General features: G+C 37.8%; 15 protein-coding genes. 2 read left to right on the top strand and 13 right to left on the bottom strand.

The genetic code is table 11. The annotated features are described in order from the left end of the window. Window positions 1–83 precede the first annotated feature (83 nt). The 11 genes from F0527_RS07345 to F0527_RS07295 all read right to left on the bottom strand — a co-directional run bounded on the left by F0527_RS07345 (window position 84) and on the right by F0527_RS07295 (window position 14870). Window positions 84–1349, bottom strand: coding sequence for a cytosine deaminase (locus F0527_RS07345; RefSeq protein ID WP_150284317.1), 1266 nt, complete (start codon window positions 1347–1349; stop codon window positions 84–86). After that, complete coding sequence (gene codB, locus F0527_RS07340; RefSeq protein ID WP_066787010.1) at window positions 1346–2629, bottom strand: cytosine permease; 1284 nt, start codon at window positions 2627–2629, stop codon at window positions 1346–1348. The genes F0527_RS07345 and codB overlap by 4 nt, the downstream gene beginning before the upstream one ends. A 308-nt stretch (window positions 2630–2937) precedes the next feature. Continuing rightward, window positions 2938–4221, bottom strand: a complete 1284-nt coding sequence (locus F0527_RS07335; protein ID WP_150284316.1) for an MFS transporter — start codon at window positions 4219–4221, stop codon at window positions 2938–2940. Window positions 4222–4376: 155 nt separating this feature from the next. Continuing rightward, window positions 4377–5312 (bottom strand): carbamate kinase, encoded by a 936-nt coding sequence (arcC, locus tag F0527_RS07330; protein ID WP_066786998.1) that lies wholly within the window; start codon window positions 5310–5312, stop codon window positions 4377–4379. An 85-nt stretch (window positions 5313–5397) separates the two neighbouring features. Next, entirely contained in the window at window positions 5398–6672 is a 1275-nt protein-coding gene (locus F0527_RS07325) for a YlbE family protein (RefSeq protein WP_150284315.1), read from the bottom strand. Window positions 6673–6734: 62 nt separating this feature from the next. After that, window positions 6735–8480: an acyl-CoA synthetase FdrA gene (gene fdrA, locus F0527_RS07320; RefSeq protein ID WP_066786992.1), complete on the bottom strand. Its 1746-nt coding sequence runs from the start codon at window positions 8478–8480 to the stop codon at window positions 6735–6737. A 71-nt stretch (window positions 8481–8551) separates the two neighbouring features. Next, window positions 8552–9601, bottom strand: coding sequence for an ureidoglycolate dehydrogenase (gene allD / locus F0527_RS07315; RefSeq protein ID WP_150284314.1), 1050 nt, complete (start codon window positions 9599–9601; stop codon window positions 8552–8554). A gap of 31 nt (window positions 9602–9632) precedes the next feature. Continuing rightward, window positions 9633–10682 (bottom strand): ureidoglycolate dehydrogenase, encoded by a 1050-nt coding sequence (gene allD / locus F0527_RS07310; RefSeq protein WP_150284313.1) that lies wholly within the window; start codon window positions 10680–10682, stop codon window positions 9633–9635. Between the two features lie 152 nt (window positions 10683–10834). Then, a complete protein-coding gene (gene allE, locus F0527_RS07305; RefSeq protein ID WP_066786979.1) occupies window positions 10835–11599 on the bottom strand; it encodes a (S)-ureidoglycine aminohydrolase in 765 nt (254 codons plus the stop codon). 43 nt (window positions 11600–11642) lie between these two features. Beyond that, on the bottom strand, window positions 11643–12875 hold the full coding sequence (gene allC, locus F0527_RS07300) for an allantoate deiminase (RefSeq protein ID WP_150284926.1): 1233 nt from the start codon (window positions 12873–12875) through the stop codon (window positions 11643–11645). Between the two features lie 327 nt (window positions 12876–13202). Continuing rightward, window positions 13203–14870 carry a PucR family transcriptional regulator gene (locus F0527_RS07295; RefSeq protein WP_150284312.1) on the bottom strand — a complete coding sequence of 556 codons (1668 nt, stop codon included), beginning with the start codon at window positions 14868–14870 and terminating at the stop codon, window positions 13203–13205. A 257-nt stretch (window positions 14871–15127) separates the two neighbouring features. Here F0527_RS07295 and F0527_RS07290 point away from each other — a divergent pair, with 257 nt between their 5' ends. Continuing rightward, window positions 15128–15997, top strand: coding sequence for an alpha/beta hydrolase (locus F0527_RS07290; protein ID WP_150284311.1), 870 nt, complete (start codon window positions 15128–15130; stop codon window positions 15995–15997). A gap of 53 nt (window positions 15998–16050) precedes the next feature. On the opposite strand, the gene F0527_RS07285 is transcribed toward F0527_RS07290, so the two are convergent. Continuing rightward, window positions 16051–17373 (bottom strand): uracil/xanthine transporter, encoded by a 1323-nt coding sequence (locus tag F0527_RS07285; RefSeq protein WP_066786968.1) that lies wholly within the window; start codon window positions 17371–17373, stop codon window positions 16051–16053. Between the two features lie 21 nt (window positions 17374–17394). Next, on the bottom strand, window positions 17395–18297 hold the full coding sequence (locus tag F0527_RS07280) for an oxamate carbamoyltransferase subunit AllH family protein (protein WP_150284310.1): 903 nt from the start codon (window positions 18295–18297) through the stop codon (window positions 17395–17397). A 169-nt stretch (window positions 18298–18466) separates the two neighbouring features. Here F0527_RS07280 and F0527_RS07275 point away from each other — a divergent pair, with 169 nt between their 5' ends. After that, entirely contained in the window at window positions 18467–20125 is a 1659-nt protein-coding gene (locus F0527_RS07275; protein ID WP_150284309.1) for a PucR family transcriptional regulator, read from the top strand. Window positions 20126–20149 lie beyond the last annotated feature (24 nt).

The following is a 20149-nucleotide window of genomic DNA, read 5'->3' as shown; positions in this document are numbered from 1 at the left end:
TCATCTCTACTTAGTACTATGTTCTAAGAAAATACTTATATGAATTTAAAATCTAATTTTATTCAAAACTCTTAAGGAAAATATTATCGATCAAATGTAACTCCCTCTGTAACACCATCTAGCATGATTTTCGTATCTCTAGGCTTTGTTTCAGCTATTATTTCACCATTCCTAATTGAATATAGAACGGAAGCTTGCTTGCGGATTGCATCGTATTCACTAGCTGCTTCTAATACAATCAAGTTTGCTGGCTTCCCTTCTTCTATTCCATATTGTTCTTCTATATCAAGCGTTTTTGCACTGTTGTTTGTGATTAAATCAATTGAATTCACAATTTGGTCATAGCCCATTAGTTGGGTAACATGCAAGCCCATATGTAACACTTGTAGCATATTGCCTGTACCTAGCGGATACCACGGATCAAATATATCATCATGGCCAAAGCATACGTTGATCCCCTCTTCTTGCAGTTCTTTCACACGAGTAATGCCTCTGCGTTTCGGATAAGTATCAAAGCGTCCTTGAAGGTGTATATTTACCAGTAGGTTTGCAACAAAATTGATATCTGCAAGCTTTAATAATCTAAATAACTTTGATGTATAGGCTCCGTTATAGGAATGCATAGCTGTCGTATGGCTTGCAGTTACTCGGCTGCCCATTCCGAGGCGGTATGCTTCTGCCGCAACTACTTCCACAAAACGAGATTGTTCATCATCTATTTCGTCACAATGTATATCAACAAGGCGATCATATTTTTCAGCTAACTGAAAGGCAGCTTTTAATGAATCCACACCATATTCACGTGTAAATTCATAGTGTGGAATACCGCCAACCACATCAGCACCCATTTTTAATGATTCTTCCAACAATTCATAGCCATTTGGGTAAGAAAGAATCCCTTCTTGTGGGAAGGCTACCAGCTGTAAGTCAATAAACTTCGCCATCTCTTCTTTTACTTCTAGCATTGCCTTTAGTGCTGTCAGATCTGGATCTGTGACATCAACATGTGTGCGGACATGCTGAATCCCCTGCGCTATTTGCCATTTCAATGCTGTTTTTGCTCTTGTTTTTACATCTTGGGCTGTTAAAGATTCTTTTCTCTCCGACCATCTTTGAATCCCTTCAAACAATGTACCGCTTACGTTCCAGTTTGGTTCGCCTGCTGTCAATGTGGTATCCAAATGAATGTGTGGCTCAATAAATGGAGGAATCACTAGGCACCCTTGCACATCTATAATTTGTTGATCGTTGTTTTCAATTTTTTGAGCTATTTTTACTATCTTCTTATTTTGTATATGGATTTGCCATAATCCTTCTCTTTTTCTAAGCTTCGCATTTTTAATGATCATGCTTCTTTCACCTCATTGATTGTCATTGGTTTTACACTTGAAGTAGATTCCGCTTCCTTATTTAATAGAAGGGATAACACTACATAGATTAGAGCTGCGCTGATAAGCCCGTTCAATGGCGGTATGCCTGGTATGAATTTCGCTGCTACAAAACCGATTCCCCACGCTACAATTGCATTCCAGTTGAACGCTTTAAATTTCATTGTTTCAAACTCTTTATACTTGCCTCGGTGTACGATAAAGAAATCTGCAATAATAATCGCACCAATTGGCGGTAGTGCAGCTCCAAGCATAGTGAGGAATCCAACAAAATTGTTGTATAGCCACATAGCTAGAAATGTCCCAACAATGCCGTTAACAATAACTACCTTACTTTTCTTTATTTTTGTAATGTTAGATATCCCTAAACCTGATGCATAAATGGCGTTGTCATTCGTTGTCCAAATATTTAAGCCTAGCACGATAATTGCTGGGATGATTAGCCCTTGTAAAAACATCACTTCTGAAATATCTGATTGCCCTGTTGCAATCGCTCCAATCGCCCCAAACAAGAACATTAACGTATTTCCAACAAAGAAAGCTAGTACTGTAGTGATCACACTTGTCTTTTTCGTATTTGAGAATCTTGTAAAGTCTGGCGTTAAGGTACCACCACTGATGAACGATCCTACACAAATTGTTAGAGCAGCTGCAAAACTCATTGTTTCTTTTGGCTGATGCTGCATGAGAGCGTCAAATCCGCCAAGCATGTCCACTGCATCCCATGCTGAGTAGCTTCCTAATATAACAATCAAAGGTACGGCAATAAAACTTAAGATCGTGAGTGCTTTCATGCCGAAAAAGGCAGTTGCCGTCATGAGTAATCCCATGATAATGATTAAAAGATACGTATCTATGCCAGTTGCTTTATGAACAGGTACAGCGAACATCGCAACCCCTACTCCAAACCAGCCAATTTGGGTTAAGCTTAGGATAAAGGAAGACAGATAAGAACCCTTTAATCCAAATGCGTAACGCGTCAATAAGTGTGTAGATAAACCTGTTTTCGCAGCTATATAAGCGAGAGTACCTGTGTATGCACCTAGTAATAGATTACCTAAAAGAACAATGACAATAAATTGTTTCATTGATAAGCCTAAGCCAAGTGTTCCTCCAGAGAGCATACTGGCTGAGAAGAAAGTAAAGCCAAGCATTACTACCAACATTCTAAAGAAACCGTTTCGGTGTGACGCGGGCACCGCCTGCAATGAAAAGTCTGCGTCTACTTTTTTGTTTTCCATACAAAACATTCCTCCTGTTTTAGAACAATCTAAAACTGGTACCGAGAATAGGATCTCTGGTATCGTACCTGCAGGGAAAACAAAAGAGGCTTCTTGCCATAATTCTGACAAGAAGCCTCTTTTTCAGCATAGAAAAAGGGCATAATCTAACACCAACTTTTTCTAAGCAATTCCGCTGTCCTTGTCAGCCTCTCTGGACTGATTTAAAGGTACCAGTATTAAGTTAAATCTATTATCACAAATAACAAAGCTATAGTCAATAGATTTGTTATTTAAAGCGAAAGTGATGTTATTTTTAAAACTCTAAACTATATGGTAATGTCGTTAGATTCATTAGCGTCCTTCCGTTTCTCTAGAATCAAAAGTGCACCGATGACACCAATTAATGAGAAAATCACCGGTATAATAAAGCCGTATTGATAACCAGTACTTACAGACGACGAATGAAAATGATCTAAAACACTACCAAAAATGCTTGGCAATAATACAGCGCTTAAAAAACCACCCGTATTTGCAAAGCCTGATACTACGCCCACTTCTTTTATATCGAAAGAATTTCTTACCACGGCGAATGTCAATGCACTCGCTCCATTACCATATCCAATAATAAAGAAAAGTACATAAAGCATGCCCATGGGAGGTTTACCCCCTAAAAACAAGAAAGCGGTCCAGCATGCAAAGACAAACAATTGAACAATTATATAAGGCCTTTTTATTGTACCTATACGGCTAGTTATCCAGCTTGTTAGCGGAGCGCCGATTATTGCTCCAAATAACCCAATCATGACTAGCTGGCTCGCATCCTGACGACTCATACCATATAGATGCATTCCAAATGGAACTGCCCACGAACCAATGAAACCGACATAGGTACCGACCAACCCAAAATGGCATAAGAAGGTTGCCCAAGCTTGGCGCTCGGTAAAAATTCTGCGCAATAAAATCAAAATCTTTTCTCGCTGTGGCTTTTCTTTTTTAATTGACTGTGTGGTGTCTCGAGAAATACTCTTCTCCATCTTTTTAGGATGTTTAACTAGCACTAAATAGAGAAGAATCCCACATAGGCATAGCAATATGCCAACTGTTAAGAATGGAGTTCTCCATCCTGTAGCAGTAATCCAGGATGAAAATGGAACAGTTGCAAATAAAAATCCAAGACTCCCGCTCATACCTGCTAGCCCTAGCAAACCCACAAATTCTTTCAACTTGAACCATTGACTTAATATGAGTACTAGATTAATCCAGATAGTAGCGTCACCTATTCCTACTAATAACCTCGCAAAGAAAAGGAAAAACTCATTAGAAGATAGACTATACATTAGGGTGCCTAGCCCATTTACAATAGCTCCACCAACCAAAAAATAGTTTGGGCCAAATCGATCAGAAAGAATTCCTACCGGTATTTGCAGACCGGCATAGGCCATAAACTGTATGCTTGTCAAAAGGCCTATTGTTGAGGCAGGTATACTAAATTCACCCATCAATTGATCTGTTATTAAGCCTGGGGCAGTTCGCTGGCTTGCTATTAAAAGATATGTAACTAAAACGGTTGTGAAAACAACCCATCGGAACTTGCTATCCTGCTTTTTCAAAAGCAACACTCCTGGCTTTATAGATTTATTTTTTTCATTTTACTATACATTCCATGCAAAACTGTAATACCATTTTTTATCTTTATATCGCTACTGATAAATAAAAACAGACGGAGAAATATGAACTCTTCTCCGCCTGCTTTCACTTTAAATTTTTATAATGTTACACGAGTACCTGTTTTACCTTCAAGAGCTTCTTGAAGTTTGTCGATAGAAGTGATTACGACATTTTTGCCGCCTTTTTTCAAGAACAAAATAGCAGCTTCAATTTTTGGACCCATGCTTCCTTTAGGGAAGTGACCTTCGTCCATGTAACGCAATGCTTCATCAATAGTCATTTCTAAAAGGTTTTGTTGTTGTGGTGTACCGAAGTGAATCGCTACTTGTTCAACACCAGTCAAGATGAATAGGTAATCAGCATTGATGTCAGCTGCAAGCAAAGCACTTGCAAAGTCTTTATCAATAACTGCTTCTACACCTTTAAGCATACCATTTTCTTCAATTACAGGAATACCACCGCCACCAGCAGTAACTACTGTGATATCTTTTTCTAATAATGCTTCAATTGCTTCTTTTTCTACAATGCGAGTTGGTTTTGGAGAAGCAACTACGCGTCTGTAGCCTCTGCCGCTGTCTTCAACGAAGCTAACATTTTCTTCTGCAGAAATTCTATCAGCTTCTTCTTTAGTAAAGAAAGGACCAATTGGCTTAGTTGGATTTTCAAAAGCTGGATCGTCTTGAGAAACAACTGATTGAGTGATAACAGTTGCAACAGTTTTATTAATGTTTTTCTCTGTCATTTTGTTTTTAAATGCTTGTTGGATTAAGTAACCTAAGTTACCTTCAGTTTCGGCATCTAAAACATCAAGTGGATAGTTAGGAATAACAGATTCTGCCATTTGAGATTTGATTAATGAATTCCCAACTTGTGGGCCGTTACCATGTGTGATAACTACTGTGTTACCTTGTTCAACTAATTTAAGAACTGGTTCACAGCTTTCATTGATATTTTGTTGTTGTTCTTCAATTGTACCTTTTTGGCCTTCTTTAATAATCGCGTTACCGCCGATTGCTAAAACAATTTTGTTCATTAATTTCTCTCCTTAAAGTAAAAATAATAATATTCTTGTCAGAAAGAAGGAGAGGACGATGCCTCTCCTTCATCATTTGATCAGACTATTGTGGGTCGATAAGACCTAATTTAACTGCATAAGCATCGATTGCTTTTTCGAAGCAAGCTAATGGTGCACGAACAGTACCTGCGCCGATTTGGCCAACTCCAGCTTCTTTGTGTGCAATACCAGTGTTGATGACTGGTTCAATTCCTAATTCAACAACTTTTCTTGCATCGATTCCTAGGCAAGAACCTTGGAAATCCCAAGTTGGAATAGAGAAGTTAGGGTTTTGGTCAATACAAATTTCAAGCATTTCATTACTTGTTTTTAGTGCATCTTCAAATCCGCCTGCACCTACAAAACGTGTAACACCAGGAGCAGCGATCATAGCAAAACCGCCGACACCGAATGTTTCCGTGATTGCACTATCACCCATATCTGAGCATGCCATGTCTTGTGAATAGCCAGTAAAGAACAAACCTTGTGGTGTGTTTACAGGAGCAGTAAACCATTGGTCGCCCATACCTGCGATGCGGATACCAAATTCGTAACCATTACGGCACATAGCTGTTACAACAGTACCATGTTCGATAGTTCTAGCAGTATCCATAATTGATTTACCTGTTGCCATTGCAATATTTAGGAAGAATTGATCTGTATCTGCTAAGAATTTAATTACAGCTTGTTTTTCTTCTTCGCTTGCATCTGTTTTTAAGATATAAGGAGCGATTTCTTTTAAGAAAATAAGTGAACCAGCGATATTACGTTGGTGGAATTCATCACCCATTGTGATAGCTTTAGCGATCATTACGTTGATGTTCATGCCATCTTCAGTTTCTTTAAGAGCTTTAGAAAGAACTGGTCCAAGAACATCTCTCATCCAAGCTAGACGATTTGTTACTTCTTCAGAGTAAGCACCGAAACGAAGAACTTTACCGATACCTTCGTTCATTGTGCAATAAGCACGGTTTCCACCGTCACGGTTTTCTACAACTAGAACAGGCATGCTTCCAGAAGTGATACCGCCCATTGGTCCAACAGCATTTACGTGGTGGCAAGGAATGAATTCTACTTCACCGTTTTCTAACATTTTGAAAGCTTCATCTGCATTAGATGCCCAGCCTTCGAATAATGCAGCACCTACGCAAGAACCTTGCATTGGGCTTGGCATGTTTTCCCATTTAGTCGGAGGGCCTGCATGAAGCAAGACCTTTCCGTTTAATTCTTCAATAACTGATTTCGCTGGAACCACATCTAATAAGAATGGTGCACCTGCAACAATTTTATCTAACACGGCGCGGTTAGCTTCATCGATTGTATTATATTGTCCGTACATACTATTTTTCCTCCAATTTCAAGAACTGTACTTCCATTTTTTGATTCTCTTACTTAAGCAGATTAACGAAGAACACTTAATACTTTGCGCATTCTTTCATTTCCGCCAGCAACTGGACGCCAGTCGAACTGAACAACTCTACCATTATTAGCAGTAATTGCTTCTGTGAATTTTTTCAAACCAACATTGACTACGCTTGGTTTTTCTTTCAATAATTTTTCAATTGCTTCTGAAACAGTGAAGTCTTTTGAAGCTGTTTCTTTACCAGCAACCACTTCTTTATCTTTTTCTTCAATTTGAATATCAAGCATGCCAAGTGCAGTGCGAACAGCTTGGTTGTTGCTGTCTCTTAGAATAACGCCAGCACTTTCAAGTTTTGCTTTTTGATCAGCAATATCTTGAGGGTCTTGGTTAGTGCCGCAAACAGTTGCAACAAAGTAAATTTCTTTGCCTTTTGCTTTTGCTTCTTGTTGAATTTTTTGGATACCAGGAACCAAAGCGCTTGCCATATCTTCATGAGAACCATAACCAAGTACAACGTCGAATAAGATAATTGCAGTTGAGTCATCTTCTGCAGCTTTTTTGAAGAATTGAATTCTTGTATCTGGATCGATCATTGGGTGTGGTTTACCTTGTGTATAAATATCATCACCAAGGTCAGCTACTTCAAATCCATCTGCACTTAATAAGTACCCTTCATCATGATGACCACTTTGAGCCAATCCAAGGCCTCTGCTGATAAGAGTAGCAGCTTCATAACCTAATGTACCGCCAGAGTATAAACCTTTAATTGTTTTTTGGTCTGCATTTAGGTTCACAGATGGAACTTCAATAGCTGCACCATAGTAATTAGGTTTAACTGTATTGCCACTTGCAAGATCTACTGCGATAGCTGCAGTTTCTTCAAGTGTATTTGCATAGTAGATGTTACCTTCATGGTTGTGTGGTTCTTCACCTAAGAAGATAGCAACTACTGGTTTTGAAACGCTTTGTAGCAATTCAACAACTTCATCACGCACTTCTTTTGCTGGTGGCTTAGAAATCATTGTGATAACTTCTGTATCTTTGTGGTTAGCCAATGCTCTGATTGCATCCAACATTGTAATTGCACCAATCTTATCTGAAAGGTCACGTCCACCTGTACCGATAGCAGAAGAAACGCCTCCGCCTAAACGATCGACTTGTACAGATACTTCTTGGATACCAGTACCAGAAGCACCAACGATACCGATGTTGCCTGGTTTTACAACGTTAGCAAATGCAACTGGAACACCTGAAACAATAGATGTACCGCAGTCAGGACCCATAACAAGCAATCCTTTATCATGTGCTTTTTCTTTTAGGCGACGTTCGTCTTCAACAGTTACGTTGTCACTGAAAATTAAAACGTGCAAACCGTTATCAAGTGCTTTGTCAGCTTCTTCAGCAGCGTATTGACCTGGTGTAGAAATAAGAGCCATGTTTGCATTTGGCAAAGCTTTCATTGCTTTATCCCAAGTTTTTACTGTTTGGAATTCTTCTTTGCTGTTGTTGATAGATTGGTTATTTAAATAAGTGTCAATCTCTTCAAGGATTTCTTCGATTTTTTCGTCTGCATCTGTATCGACAACGATACACATATCGTTTGCAGCTGCTCTTTCAAGATCTTCAGAGTATAGACCTGATGATTTGAAAATATCTTTATTCGCAGGAGTCCCCATCATTACTTGGACTTTATTAACGCCTTCCATTGTAGAAAGTTTGTTTGTGAGAAGCATTAAGTTTACTGAATCCTGGTAGGAGTTCTGTTTAATAATTGTATGAAGCATGTTGTTATGCACCTCTTTATAAAATTTGCTTTTGTAATAAGGGTGGCAAATAATTGCCCCTTATTCATCCTTTATTCCGCGAAAGGATTTTTATGGTCATATGCATTATTGTGAATGACATCTGAAGTTAAGTACTCATAAATATCGTCAACAATTTCAATGCCATTTTCTTCGTATTTCTTAACTCTTTCAGCACTTCTTTGTCCTGGATAATAAACTTTGTCATAACCAGGTGCAGGTTTTATGTTATTCAAATCCTGCATAGTAGTAGAAATGCCTTCTTGGAATGCACTTAAAGTTGTGAAGAAATCTGGATTAATGACAATATGCAATTGGCCAAGATTACGATACTCAGTCAAATCGTGGTACATAGAAGACACCTTGCCGCCAAATGGAAGGCCCAGCAAGATACCTGAAAGCACATCCACCATCATCATAAGACCATAGCCTTTAGGACCTGCAATAGGCAATAATGCATTAACTTTAAATGGATCAGTTGTAGGTTCACCATTGCTGTCTACTGCCCAAGTTTCAGGTATTGGTTCATTTTTTGAACGTGCATGTAAAACTTTTCCCCAAGCTTGAACGGTAGTAGCCATATCAAATGTGATTTGGTCTCCATCTTTACCAGGAGCAGCAAAGGCAATAGGATTGGTACCATAGTAAGGTTCCGCTCCGCCAAATGGCACAACCATAGGATCAGATTGACAAACAGAAATTCCAATTAAATTTTCATGTGCTGCTTGCCCCACAAAGTAAGAAAGTGCCCCACTGTGGCTTATTTTCTTAACACCAACAACAGCAATGCCGTTTTCTTTCGCCATTTTGATAGCTTCATCCATAGCTAGCTTAGCAGCTACATGACCTACCCCATTGTCGCCGTCAAAAACAGCAGTACAAGGACCTGTTTTTTCGAACTTGAAGTTAGGTTCATTATTAATTCCGCCTTTAGCGATTCTTTCGGCATAATACTCAACTCGCATAGCTCCATGTGAATGAACGCCTCTAGCATCAGCATGAACAAGAACGTCCGCAACCCCATTGGCATGCTCTTCTGTGAGTCCAGCTTTATGAAGTTTTGTTGAGATTAAGTCTTTTAATTTTTCCTTTGTTACTTTCATTGTGCTCCACCCCTATGATCCCCATTTGATTTTATTCTGCAAAAGGATTTTTATGGTCGTATTGATTGTTATGAATAACATCCGATTTTAAATAATCATAAATATCATCTACAATTTCAATACCATTTTCCTTATAATCTGCAATCACTACATCATTATTTTGTCCAGGATACAATACTTTGTCGAAACCTGGAGCAGGCTTAATGCCATTCAAGTCGTCCATAGATTGTGCAATATCTTTTTGGAAGCCTGTGATTCCCATAAAGAATTCTGGATTAATAACAATGTGAAGTTGACCTAATTTACGGTATTCTGAAAGGTTTTCATACATAGAAGACACTTTATTACCGAATGGAAGGCCTAGTAATACACCAGATAGTACATCCACCATCATTGCTAAACCATAGCCTTTAGGACCTGAGATTGGCAATAATGCGTTTACTTTGTAAGGATCTGTTGTAGGTTCACCGTTTCCATCTACAGCCCATGTATCAGGAATTGTTTGATTTTTAGAACGAGCATGTAGAATTTTACCCCAAGCTTGAACAGTAGTAGCCATGTCTAATGTCATTTTACGATCGTCTGTGCTTGGTGCAGCAAAAGCAATCGGGTTTGTGCCATAATAAGGCTCTGCTCCGCCGAATGGAACTACCATTGGGTCGGATTGACAAACAGAGAATCCAATTAGGTTTGATTCTGCCGCTTGATTTGTGAAGTATGAAATAGCTCCACTGTGTGAAATGTCACGTACGCCTACAATAGCGACGCCACTTTCTTTAGCCATTTTAATGGCTTCATCCATAGCAAGTTTAGCTGCTGTGTGGCCATTACCGCCATCACCATGGAAAACACCTGTTGCAGGACCTGTTTTTTCAAATTTGAAATCAGGATTTGTGTTCATGCCGCCTTTAGCAATTCTTTCAGCGTAGTACTCTACACGCATTGCGCCATGAGAGTGAATTCCTCTTTCATCCGCAAATACAAGAACGTCAGCTGCTGTTGAGGCATGTTCTTCATTTAACCCTGCTTTATGAAGCTTATTTTTGATTAAACTTTTTAAATCTTCTTTGCTAACTCTCATCGTAGCACCTCTTTGCTTTCGATATTATCTCTCATTAACGGGCTTTTAACCCCACCTCAAGCTATTAGGCTCAGGTGGAGTTCCGTACAGCCCGATTGCTATATTAACCCTCAGCAAAAATTAAAATGCGCTGAGCATAAGGCAAAATGATATTATAGTGATGCGTCACGGTTGCAGTCTTTAGAGTATACATAAGTTAATGGTTCTCTACCCACTGCATAGCCAGCTTGTTGTACATAAGGACCCATGAAAATGTAGTCGTCTTTTTTAACTGGAATCCATTCGTTGTCTAGGTTATACATACCTTCACCAGACAACAGGTAAGCGCCATGTTCTTGAACATGAGTTTCGATGAATGGGTGGCTTGCTGCAGGATCGAATGATAAGATATGGAAGTTCATATCGAAATCAATATCCATTGGTAGCAAGTCTTTGATATGAACATTTGTCATATCATCGTAGTCTCTGTAGTCGATATCGTTTGAATGGCCAGATACAACCCATGGTTTACGGCCTTCAAGTGGTCTATATTTTTGTTTATAAAGGAACAAGCGAGAATCGCCAGCTTCTACATTTTCTAAATACATTGCAACGCCTGGAGGGCAATATACATAGCCGCTTTCTTTTAGTGTGTACTCTTCATTGCCAGCTTTAACTTTCACTTGGCCGCTTAGTACATAAACAAAGCTTTCTACATCGTCTTGGCCGCAGAAGCCTTCGCTGTTTTTGCCGCCTTCATGCATTGTTACGATGTAATCAACGAAGCTTGCGCCTAATTTTGGTGAACCTAAGATTGACATAGAGCAGTTTTCAAAACCAGGTACCACATTATTTACTAAACCTTCTGGAGCGATTAATGCATATAAACCATGTTTAATAATTGATCTGCTTGAAAGTAAGTCTTTAGGATAACCCATTTAAATACATCCCCTAATCTATTTTTTATATTATTTTTGAAGATTATTTATAGCCTAATTCATACAATGCACCAATAAGTGCTTTTACGCCTTCAGCTAAATCAGCAGGCTCTGTAAATTCCGCAGGGTTGTGGCTGATTCCTTTTAGGCTTGGTACAAACAACATAGCTGTTGGTACAAACGGTGCAAAGATTTGTGAATCATGGCCTGCACCACTGTGCATTACTTTATAGTTCAATCCATTTTCTTCACATTGTTTCTCAATAAGTTCAACCACGTTTTTATCCATTGGAACAGGATCTGCGTCCATCCACATATCAATATCTGTTTCCACACCATGCTCTTTTGAAATCTCGTTCATTCGAGCAGTCATGCTTTCTGTAAATGATACAATTGCATCTTTATCAGTATGGCGTACATCAATTGTGAATAGAGCTTTCCCTGGTACTACATTGACAATGTTTGGCGTTACTTCCACTTTGCCGACTGTAGTTACAAGAGGATCTCCAACTTCTTTTGCCATATTAATGATTTCATAAATCATATGGCTTGCAGCATACATAGCGTCTTTTCTGTAGCCCATTGGTGTTGTACCTGCATGGTTTGCTTCACCAGAAATTTCGATTGTATATCTTCTTTGACCGACAATACTATTGACAACTGCCACTGATTTCTTTTCGGTCTCAAGAACGCTACCTTGTTCTACATGCACTTCTACAAATGCTTTTAGATCTTCACGAGGTCCTTTGCTTTCATCTCTGAAGCCAAAACCTGCATTTTTCATTGCATCTACAAAAGGAACGCCTTCGAAATCGCTAATTGATTCAACTTCTTCACGTTTAGCGCTTCCAACAATATTTTTAGAACCCCAGAAAGCATAAGGGAAACGACTTCCCTCTTCTTCAGCCATTGAAACAATCTCAATGTTTCGAAGTGGCTCTCCGTAAGTTTCTTTTAAATATTTAATCGCAATAATACCAGCGATAACCCCGTATGCTCCATCGTATTTACCGCCGTTAACAACGGAATCAACATGAGAACCGGTTAAAATTGTTTCTGATTCATCTTTACCTTTTAGTGTACCGAATAGGTTGCCGACTTCATCAAAGCGAGCAGAAAGACCAAAGCTTTCCATCCACTCTTTTAAAGCGTGTTGTGCTTCGACCCATTCTTTTGAGTAAAGCAGACGGGATACACCGCCTTTAGCATCCTTACCAAAACTGCCTAGCCATTCTAGCTTTCCAGCTGTTTCTTCAGGTAATGCAGAAAAATCCATTGCATCTATTGCCAAATCACTCATCTTCCTTTCTATCTTTATAGGGAAATCACCAGTACATATTCTCCAAAAATGGGGTTGAACTGTACTATGTAATTTGCGCATAGCCTGTAAAAAGCTGTGTTTATAAAATGCCGCATTTAATTTTGGACATTCGTACTTGTTTATTTTTACCCTATATCGTGATAAAAATTCCACTTCCTATTGTAAGTTTTTTTATCCAAATAGTCTTTATGATACTTGGATAAATATTATTTATCTTTTTATCCTCATAAGACAAAAACCCTACCAACATCCTTGTTGGTAGGGTTTTTAAACACAATGTGATTACTTTTCTCTTTCGCGTTTCAAAAAGTTGATGATTTTTAGACCAACTTGTACAGACAGAGTTTCCTCTGAATCATCAAAATTAATGCCAGTTATTTCTTTTATTCGATCCAACCGATACATTACAGATTTATAATGGATAAAAAGAACTTTTGCCGTCTTAGATGCATTTTGTTGGCATTCCAAGAATGTTTGCAATGTAATCAGCAAATCTGTGCGATTTGATTGGGGATATTCAAGCAAGCGCTGTAATGATTGTGGGATAAATTGAGTTAACACTTGTGGATCATCAAATTGGCTTAAAAGCCTGAAAATCCCTAGCTCTGCGAATGCAGTAATGGATTTTTGACCATTTAGCTTTTCACCAACATCGAGAGCATCTTGCGCTTCTTTGTAGCTTTTTGAAATTTCGATAATACTTTCTGCAACATTTCCTATTCCCACCTGTACTGCTACATCTTGAATTTGTTTCTCGATAATGTGTTGAATATTAGCAGCTGTTTTTTGAACGCCCTTTCGCCATGACTTATCATCATGTTCATTTTTCTTTTTAACTTTCCACAGCACAGTTACCATATTGCCTTTGTTAGTAATAATTCCCCCAGGGAGATAATGATTTACCGCATCATATAGCGCTGCATGGCTTCGATCTAGGAGATTACTTTTGTTGCTCTCTTTAGAATACGACGTCTCAGTAAGTGGATGAATTTTAAATAAGACAGCTACAAAAGAACCTTCAAAATCCCAGCTGATGACATTTGCTTTTTCGTATATGGATTGCATTGAACGGATTTTACCGCTAATTAACTCATCAACCAAATCGTTTTTAAATTTCTTCTCAACTTCGGAGACCGCAAATTGTTTAACCAATTCAAGCGATAATGCATTAGCAGAGTTTTCAACAGCGATAAAATCAAGTTCTTCTAACGACTTATTGATTTCACCAATTAGCAGATATGTCTTTATATGATTGATGGTTTCAAGCGGAACAACGATTTGGTGACTTTTTTGATTTGGGATCTCTTGATATTTTACGATTTGACGATAATGCGGATATTTAATATTGATCGTTTCCTCATAAAAATGAACCTTTTCCACCAATTCAAACGTTTCAAGGTAAGGTACAGTTGAAACAATGCAATGAAAGTTTCTGTCGAAGAGCGCAACAGGATTACCGATCAAATCGGAAAGAGTCGCAATTATACTATCTATACCTTTATCAGCCAGAGAGATTTCAGTAAAACGGTCATGAATTTCTTTATAGTATTGCAATTTCTTCACTTGACGATTAAATAGTTCGCCCATTACAGGATACATTACATCGATAAAAGGAATTTCTTTCGACATCTGTATGACTGGCATGCCTAATTGTTCAGCAGCACCAACCAACGGATTAGAGATATCTGTATCAAGATTCTTAATGACGAGAGCACTAACTTTCTTTCTTGCCAAGCTTTCAATAAACTCAATTTGTTCTTTGTCATTGAACGAGCGAATGGAATAGAGGCTAGTTAATATAACTTCACCGCCTTTAATCCATTCAACGATATCAGGTCCTTCCATAATGGTAATACCTGAAACATCATTATTTAAAAAACGCTCACCACCTAATACGATTGCATTTTGAAGTGGGGCTAAGTTTAATAGGTCGGATACTTTAAATTCCATTTGCCATGGTCCTTTACATTAGTTTATTAATCATTAACCTGCTAAGCTTTTAAGCAGCATAGCCTAGTTTTTGATAATGCACGTTTAGTTAAGAAACGACTGCTACATGAATTTTGCTTTATACATGCAAACATTCATCATATTATTATACAATAATAACACAGCAAATGAAAAACATAGTTCATTTAGCTATAATCAAATGATCGTTTATAGCCAGTATATGGTTATACGATTTAAAGAAAGTGTGAGTGAAGTATATGTTAAAAACGACTGTTTCCTTTAAAAAGGAATTTAACTTCGAGTTGAAGGGAGACTTCTATCCAGCTGATGAAGCAAATAAACCAGTAATTGTCTATATACATGGTGGTGGCTTGTTTTGGGGCTCACGCGAAGATTTGAAAGCGGAACAAATTGAGTTTTACCATGAAGCAGGCTACAATATTTTTTCTATCGATTATCGTCTAGCACCTGAAACGAAAATTTCAGAAATTCGTACGGATATCGAAAGTGCTCTCTCATGGCTTGAAAATAAAGGCACTAATGAATTTAAATATGATCCAGAAAGAATAGCTGTTATTGGTGGTTCTGCAGGTGGGTATTTAGCTCTCTTATCTGGATTATTTAATCAAAAGCCTAAAGCAATCGTTTCTTTCTATGGCTATGGCGACATTACAGGCAATTGGGCAACAAAACCTAGCCCACATTATCAAAAAATGACAGCAGTACCGGCTGATCTCGCAAAAATGCTGGTTTCAGACCAACCGATATCAGTAGGACCTATAGAGAAACGCTATGCGATCTACATGTATGCTAGACAAAGTGGCAATTGGATTGAACAAATCAGCGGTCTTCACCCTGTAATATTCAAAGATAAACTACTACAGCATTGTCCTGCAGCTTTAGCAAATGCTGAATTTCCTCCTACTTTGTTGCTTCATGGGACAGACGATGAAGATGTCCCATATGAACAATCTGTCGTAATGCAAGAAAAACTGCAAGAAGCTGGTGTACAAAGTAAACTAATCACCATTCCAGGTGGAAAACATGTTTTTGACGAAAATTGGGGTAATTCTGACGTCCAAAATGCCTTTAAAGAGGTTGTTCAATTCTTAGATCAATATCTATAAGAAAAAGAGCTAAAGAATTTTCATTCTTTAGCTCTTTTTAGCATTACATATTTTTACGCTTTTTTACTATCGTCTTCTACACCATAACGATCCCATTTGATTAAGTTTTCCATTAAGAGTGCTAAAATAATTCCCATTAGCAAACCACTGCTAAGCAAAGGTCGGATAACACTTGGAATACTTTCAAAATAAGAAGCAGGAAGTGTCATTATGATTATACCTACGAACAATGGAACCGCAGAACGGTATGCATTGATTGTATTGAACTTAACTTGTCTGAAGAAAGCGAAAGAAGAATTCAAAAGAAGCAAGTAAGAAACAAACAACGCTGCACTACCAATGCTCAGCGGCAATAATGAGAAGAAATGACCAAGCGGCGGTATTAACCCCATAACTAAGAACATAAATCCACCTAAAATAAATGGCATTCTTTTCAAGATACCTGTTTGGCTTAAAAATCCAATAGAAGACACATATGGAGAATAAGGTACAAGTCCAAACAAACCCGCAATAAAAGTGAATATACCTGTAATAACGAATGAAACTCTATATTCTGAGTTCGTCGTTTTCACCTTATACATGCTTTCTGTCCCTTTTAGTGCTCCAAATGTATTGGCTGAGTTTAATAAACCTGCTAAGACAGCAGTTATGATAATACCTGGATCCCATGCAGGTTTACCTAAAGGAAACAAATCAAGACTAAATGAACCTGATTCGCTTGTTGTATTACCTGAATGGAAAATCAATGAATAAGCAATCCAACCAACAATAATACCTATTAACAAACCATAGCGTCTTATGCTGACCGGAGCTTTAACACTAATCACAATAACAAGTATAGCAATAATGATAGATAACAAAGAAATCGGCAAATCAATATGTGCATTATCTGCTCCGTTACCAAAAGGAATACCTAGCATTCCCTTTAAGAAAATCCGAATAATTTGGCATCCAAATAAAAACATAAATACGCCCATAACAGCAGGGGTAAATAACTTTGCAAGATGTGGACCAAGACCAGTAATACCAATAAGAAATGTTAAAATAGCTGATATAATGACACCTACAGTTAAACTTCCGCCTAAAACGTCCAAAGGCATTCCTTGAGCAGCTGCAGTAGTGCCAAGCGCTAAAATTACGCCCCACCATAGACCTGATTGCCCTTCCATGATTGCCCGTTTATGTCCTACAAGTGCCTGAACGATACAAGCAAGACCCGTTACGATAAATGATAGTTGTAGCATACTGACAATTTTACCTTGTGGTAAATCAAATGCTGCACCTACCGTAATCGGGATTACTACTATATTTGTAAAAATAAAAAAGAGCCATTGCAAGCCCGAAATCCAGTTGCTAGATTTTAATAATTCTTTCATGTGTACACCTCTTATACAATATTATTCCAAAATAGAAAGAGCTTTAATGCCAAGTAACATCCCTAATAATGTGTCTGTACCGGATGTATGCCCTAACTTTTTCATTTCCAAAAGCGCGTCGTGTAAATTTTCATTTTGTGGATTTGTCATGATTTGCATCATGTTTATAAGATGGGAATGAAATTTGCCTTGTGTGGCGTACATTAAGTATTCTAAGGCAATAGAAGTTGTTCGCTTCATCCCATATTCCACTAAATACGAGTGTAGCTTTTTTTGGAAACTATTCTTTTGACTACCGAGTGCCGTAAGAGCAGCACATAAACCAGTTAATAAATCATCTCCACTAGGTGTTAAGCCCAATCCTCTACCAATCCAGAAATCGAAAACGCTTTTCGGTTCTACTGATTCATCACCAGAGGCAAGCAAACTTAACTTATCCAATTCCTTTAAAATCGGCTGAACCGATTTGAAATTCTTAGTTAAGATATACTCCTTAATAAGTTGATTGTCTTCTAGGTTTTGTGTAAGACCCGTTTGCCAGTTGTCTGTAGTAAGCTCTACTGCAATTGCCCGGATAATTTCATTTATGCTAGTAGAATTAACCTCTGTATGTTGAAGAACAGGAATTGTTATAGCTGCCTTCTTCAATGAAATGGAAAGATTCGGTGCTAAAACAAGCGCATCCAATACGGAATTCCACATTACTTCTTCGTTTTGGATTACCTGTTGGGCAAGCTTTTGGGCTCCTTCCTTTAAGGTAATACCAAATGGAGGGGTACCGTTCTCCGATGTCCCAATATGAATGAGATGTCCACCGAACGCCAAATTAAAACTGTTGTTAAATACACTATGGACGTTACCTTGCGGATTATTTTTAAGTATAGGATGAATCTCAGCACTTATTGTGCGAGCTTGCCACTCCATGATCTTCCCTCCTATCGATATATTGGCCTATATATTAAAACATCCTTATAAGTTTAGTACATTACTACAAACTTGTCATTGTTTAAAATGACTAAAAAACCATTTGTTTTTTGTTTATTGTTAACGTATAATAGTTACCTACACATAACCTTACAATGAGGGATTAACTATGAAAACAATGAATGACTTATTTATATTAGATGTTATGAAGGATTGTGTTGTGCTAGCTGGACATAGAGGTCTTGGCCGTTCAGTACAATTTGTGAACATTTCTGATACACCCGATGTGATACAATTTTTAAACGAAAACCACTTGCTTCTAACAACTGGTTACGCTTTTAAAGACGATACAGAAAAGCTATATGAACTTATCCAGCAAATGCATGCACGTAACTGTTCAGGTATTATTATTAAGACACATCGTTTCTTAGGCCAATTGCCTGAAACGGTTAAAATGCTGGCTGATGAATTAGCCTTCCCTATTATCGATTTGCCAACTGAGCATACATTAGGAAATGTATCAAGACATATACTAAATTATTTAAATGATGCGGAGTCAGAACAATTATATTATGCCATGCATGTGCATAAAGAGTTCTCTGATATGTTGATTAAAGGGTACACTTTGTCAGCTCTTGTGGAACAGTTAGGATTTTTCCTTAAACGCCCTGCCTTATTATTAAATCATCGTGGAGAAAAAATTGCTCATACACATGAATTTAATAAAGAGCCGATGAAGATTGTTGAACAGGAAATCATCCAACTGGTAAAAAATAATCTTTATGAAGCGCGACATGGAACAACGTATACCCTCACTTCTGAAAGCTATAATTCAGCTGCAAGCTATCCTGTTAAAACAAAACGACAGCATGAAAGTATGCTAGTAATTGTAGATGCTTTGACCCTTCCTTATCCTGCTTCTAAAGTGGCGATTGAACAAGCAAGCAATGTCATCTCTTTCACTCTGGTTAAGGAGCAAGCAATTGAGGAAAACTCTCGATTATTTAAAAATAACTTTTTTGCAGATTTAATTGAAAAAAGGATTAGCTCAGAGGAAGAGATTATTGGAAGATGCCAATATTACGGATTATACCCGCAATTAGAAACTATTTGCATTGTTTGCAACATTGATCCTGTGGGAAGAAACTATGAAACGCTTCAACTGTATGAAAAAAAGGTAAGCGATTTGCATAATAGTATTTATGATCAGTTAGAAGATGAAATGGTTAACGGTGAAATGAACGGAACATTATTTACGAAGGAAAAGTATTTTGTGCTGCTCTTGCAATTTGAACAATATTCAGAAGCTGAAAGACAAAAGTTACTGAATATTGTACAGAACATCCAAAGTATTGACGGAGATTTTTCATTGTCGTTTGGAATTAGTAACCCTACTCCATCGCTCAATGACATTTCACTGATCTACCAAGAGGCAGCCGAAGCTATTTCAAATGGGTACGATTTGAAAAAAACTTCTTTTATTCATTTTTATAAAACAAGAGAAATAAAAGAATTATTCAATATGATACCAAAAAAGAATTTAAAAGAACTATATGAAAATACACTTAAAACCCTTGCTTATCCTAAATCAAAAGAAGATGTGGAATTAGTCAAAACTATTCAAGTTTATCTAGATTCACATTGCGAGATATCTGAAACCTCTAGAAAATTATTTATTCATCGAAATACAGTAAAGTATAGGATTGAAAAAGCAGAAGACATGCTAGGCCGTTCTTTTCACGATCCGCAAGACTCTCTGCGAATAAGAGTGGCATTATTGATCGGTACCCTTCTTGAAGAAAATGAAGATCCGTCAATATTATTTTAAAAAAAGGATTGGAGATAAATCTCC

Source organism: Rummeliibacillus sp. TYF-LIM-RU47 (assembly GCF_008638315.1).
Lineage (GTDB): Bacteria > Bacillota > Bacilli > Bacillales_A > Planococcaceae > Rummeliibacillus > Rummeliibacillus stabekisii.
Note: the sequence above shows the minus strand (reverse complement) of the source record. Positions and strands in the feature narration are given on the sequence as shown.

Coding starts and splice junctions, on each gene's coding strand:
- allD (WP_150284314.1), bottom strand. CDS start 9,601: ATGAAAGTAACAAAGGAAAAATTAAAAGACTTAATCTCAACAAAACTT.
- F0527_RS07325 (WP_150284315.1), bottom strand. CDS start 6,672: ATGTACGGACAATATAATACAATCGATGAAGCTAACCGCGCCGTGTTA.
- allD (WP_150284313.1), bottom strand. CDS start 10,682: ATGAGAGTTAGCAAAGAAGATTTAAAAAGTTTAATCAAAAATAAGCTT.
- fdrA (WP_066786992.1), bottom strand. CDS start 8,480: ATGCTTCATACAATTATTAAACAGAACTCCTACCAGGATTCAGTAAAC.
- arcC (WP_066786998.1), bottom strand. CDS start 5,312: ATGAACAAAATTGTTTTAGCAATCGGCGGTAACGCGATTATTAAAGAA.
- F0527_RS07290 (WP_150284311.1), top strand. CDS start 15,128: ATGTTAAAAACGACTGTTTCCTTTAAAAAGGAATTTAACTTCGAGTTG.
- F0527_RS07275 (WP_150284309.1), top strand. CDS start 18,467: ATGAAAACAATGAATGACTTATTTATATTAGATGTTATGAAGGATTGT.
- F0527_RS07280 (WP_150284310.1), bottom strand. CDS start 18,297: ATGGAGTGGCAAGCTCGCACAATAAGTGCTGAGATTCATCCTATACTT.
- F0527_RS07285 (WP_066786968.1), bottom strand. CDS start 17,373: ATGAAAGAATTATTAAAATCTAGCAACTGGATTTCGGGCTTGCAATGG.
- allE (WP_066786979.1), bottom strand. CDS start 11,599: ATGGGTTATCCTAAAGACTTACTTTCAAGCAGATCAATTATTAAACAT.
- F0527_RS07295 (WP_150284312.1), bottom strand. CDS start 14,870: ATGGAATTTAAAGTATCCGACCTATTAAACTTAGCCCCACTTCAAAAT.
- allC (WP_150284926.1), bottom strand. CDS start 12,875: ATGGATTTTTCTGCATTACCTGAAGAAACAGCTGGAAAGCTAGAATGG.
- F0527_RS07345 (WP_150284317.1), bottom strand. CDS start 1,349: ATGATCATTAAAAATGCGAAGCTTAGAAAAAGAGAAGGATTATGGCAA.
- codB (WP_066787010.1), bottom strand. CDS start 2,629: ATGGAAAACAAAAAAGTAGACGCAGACTTTTCATTGCAGGCGGTGCCC.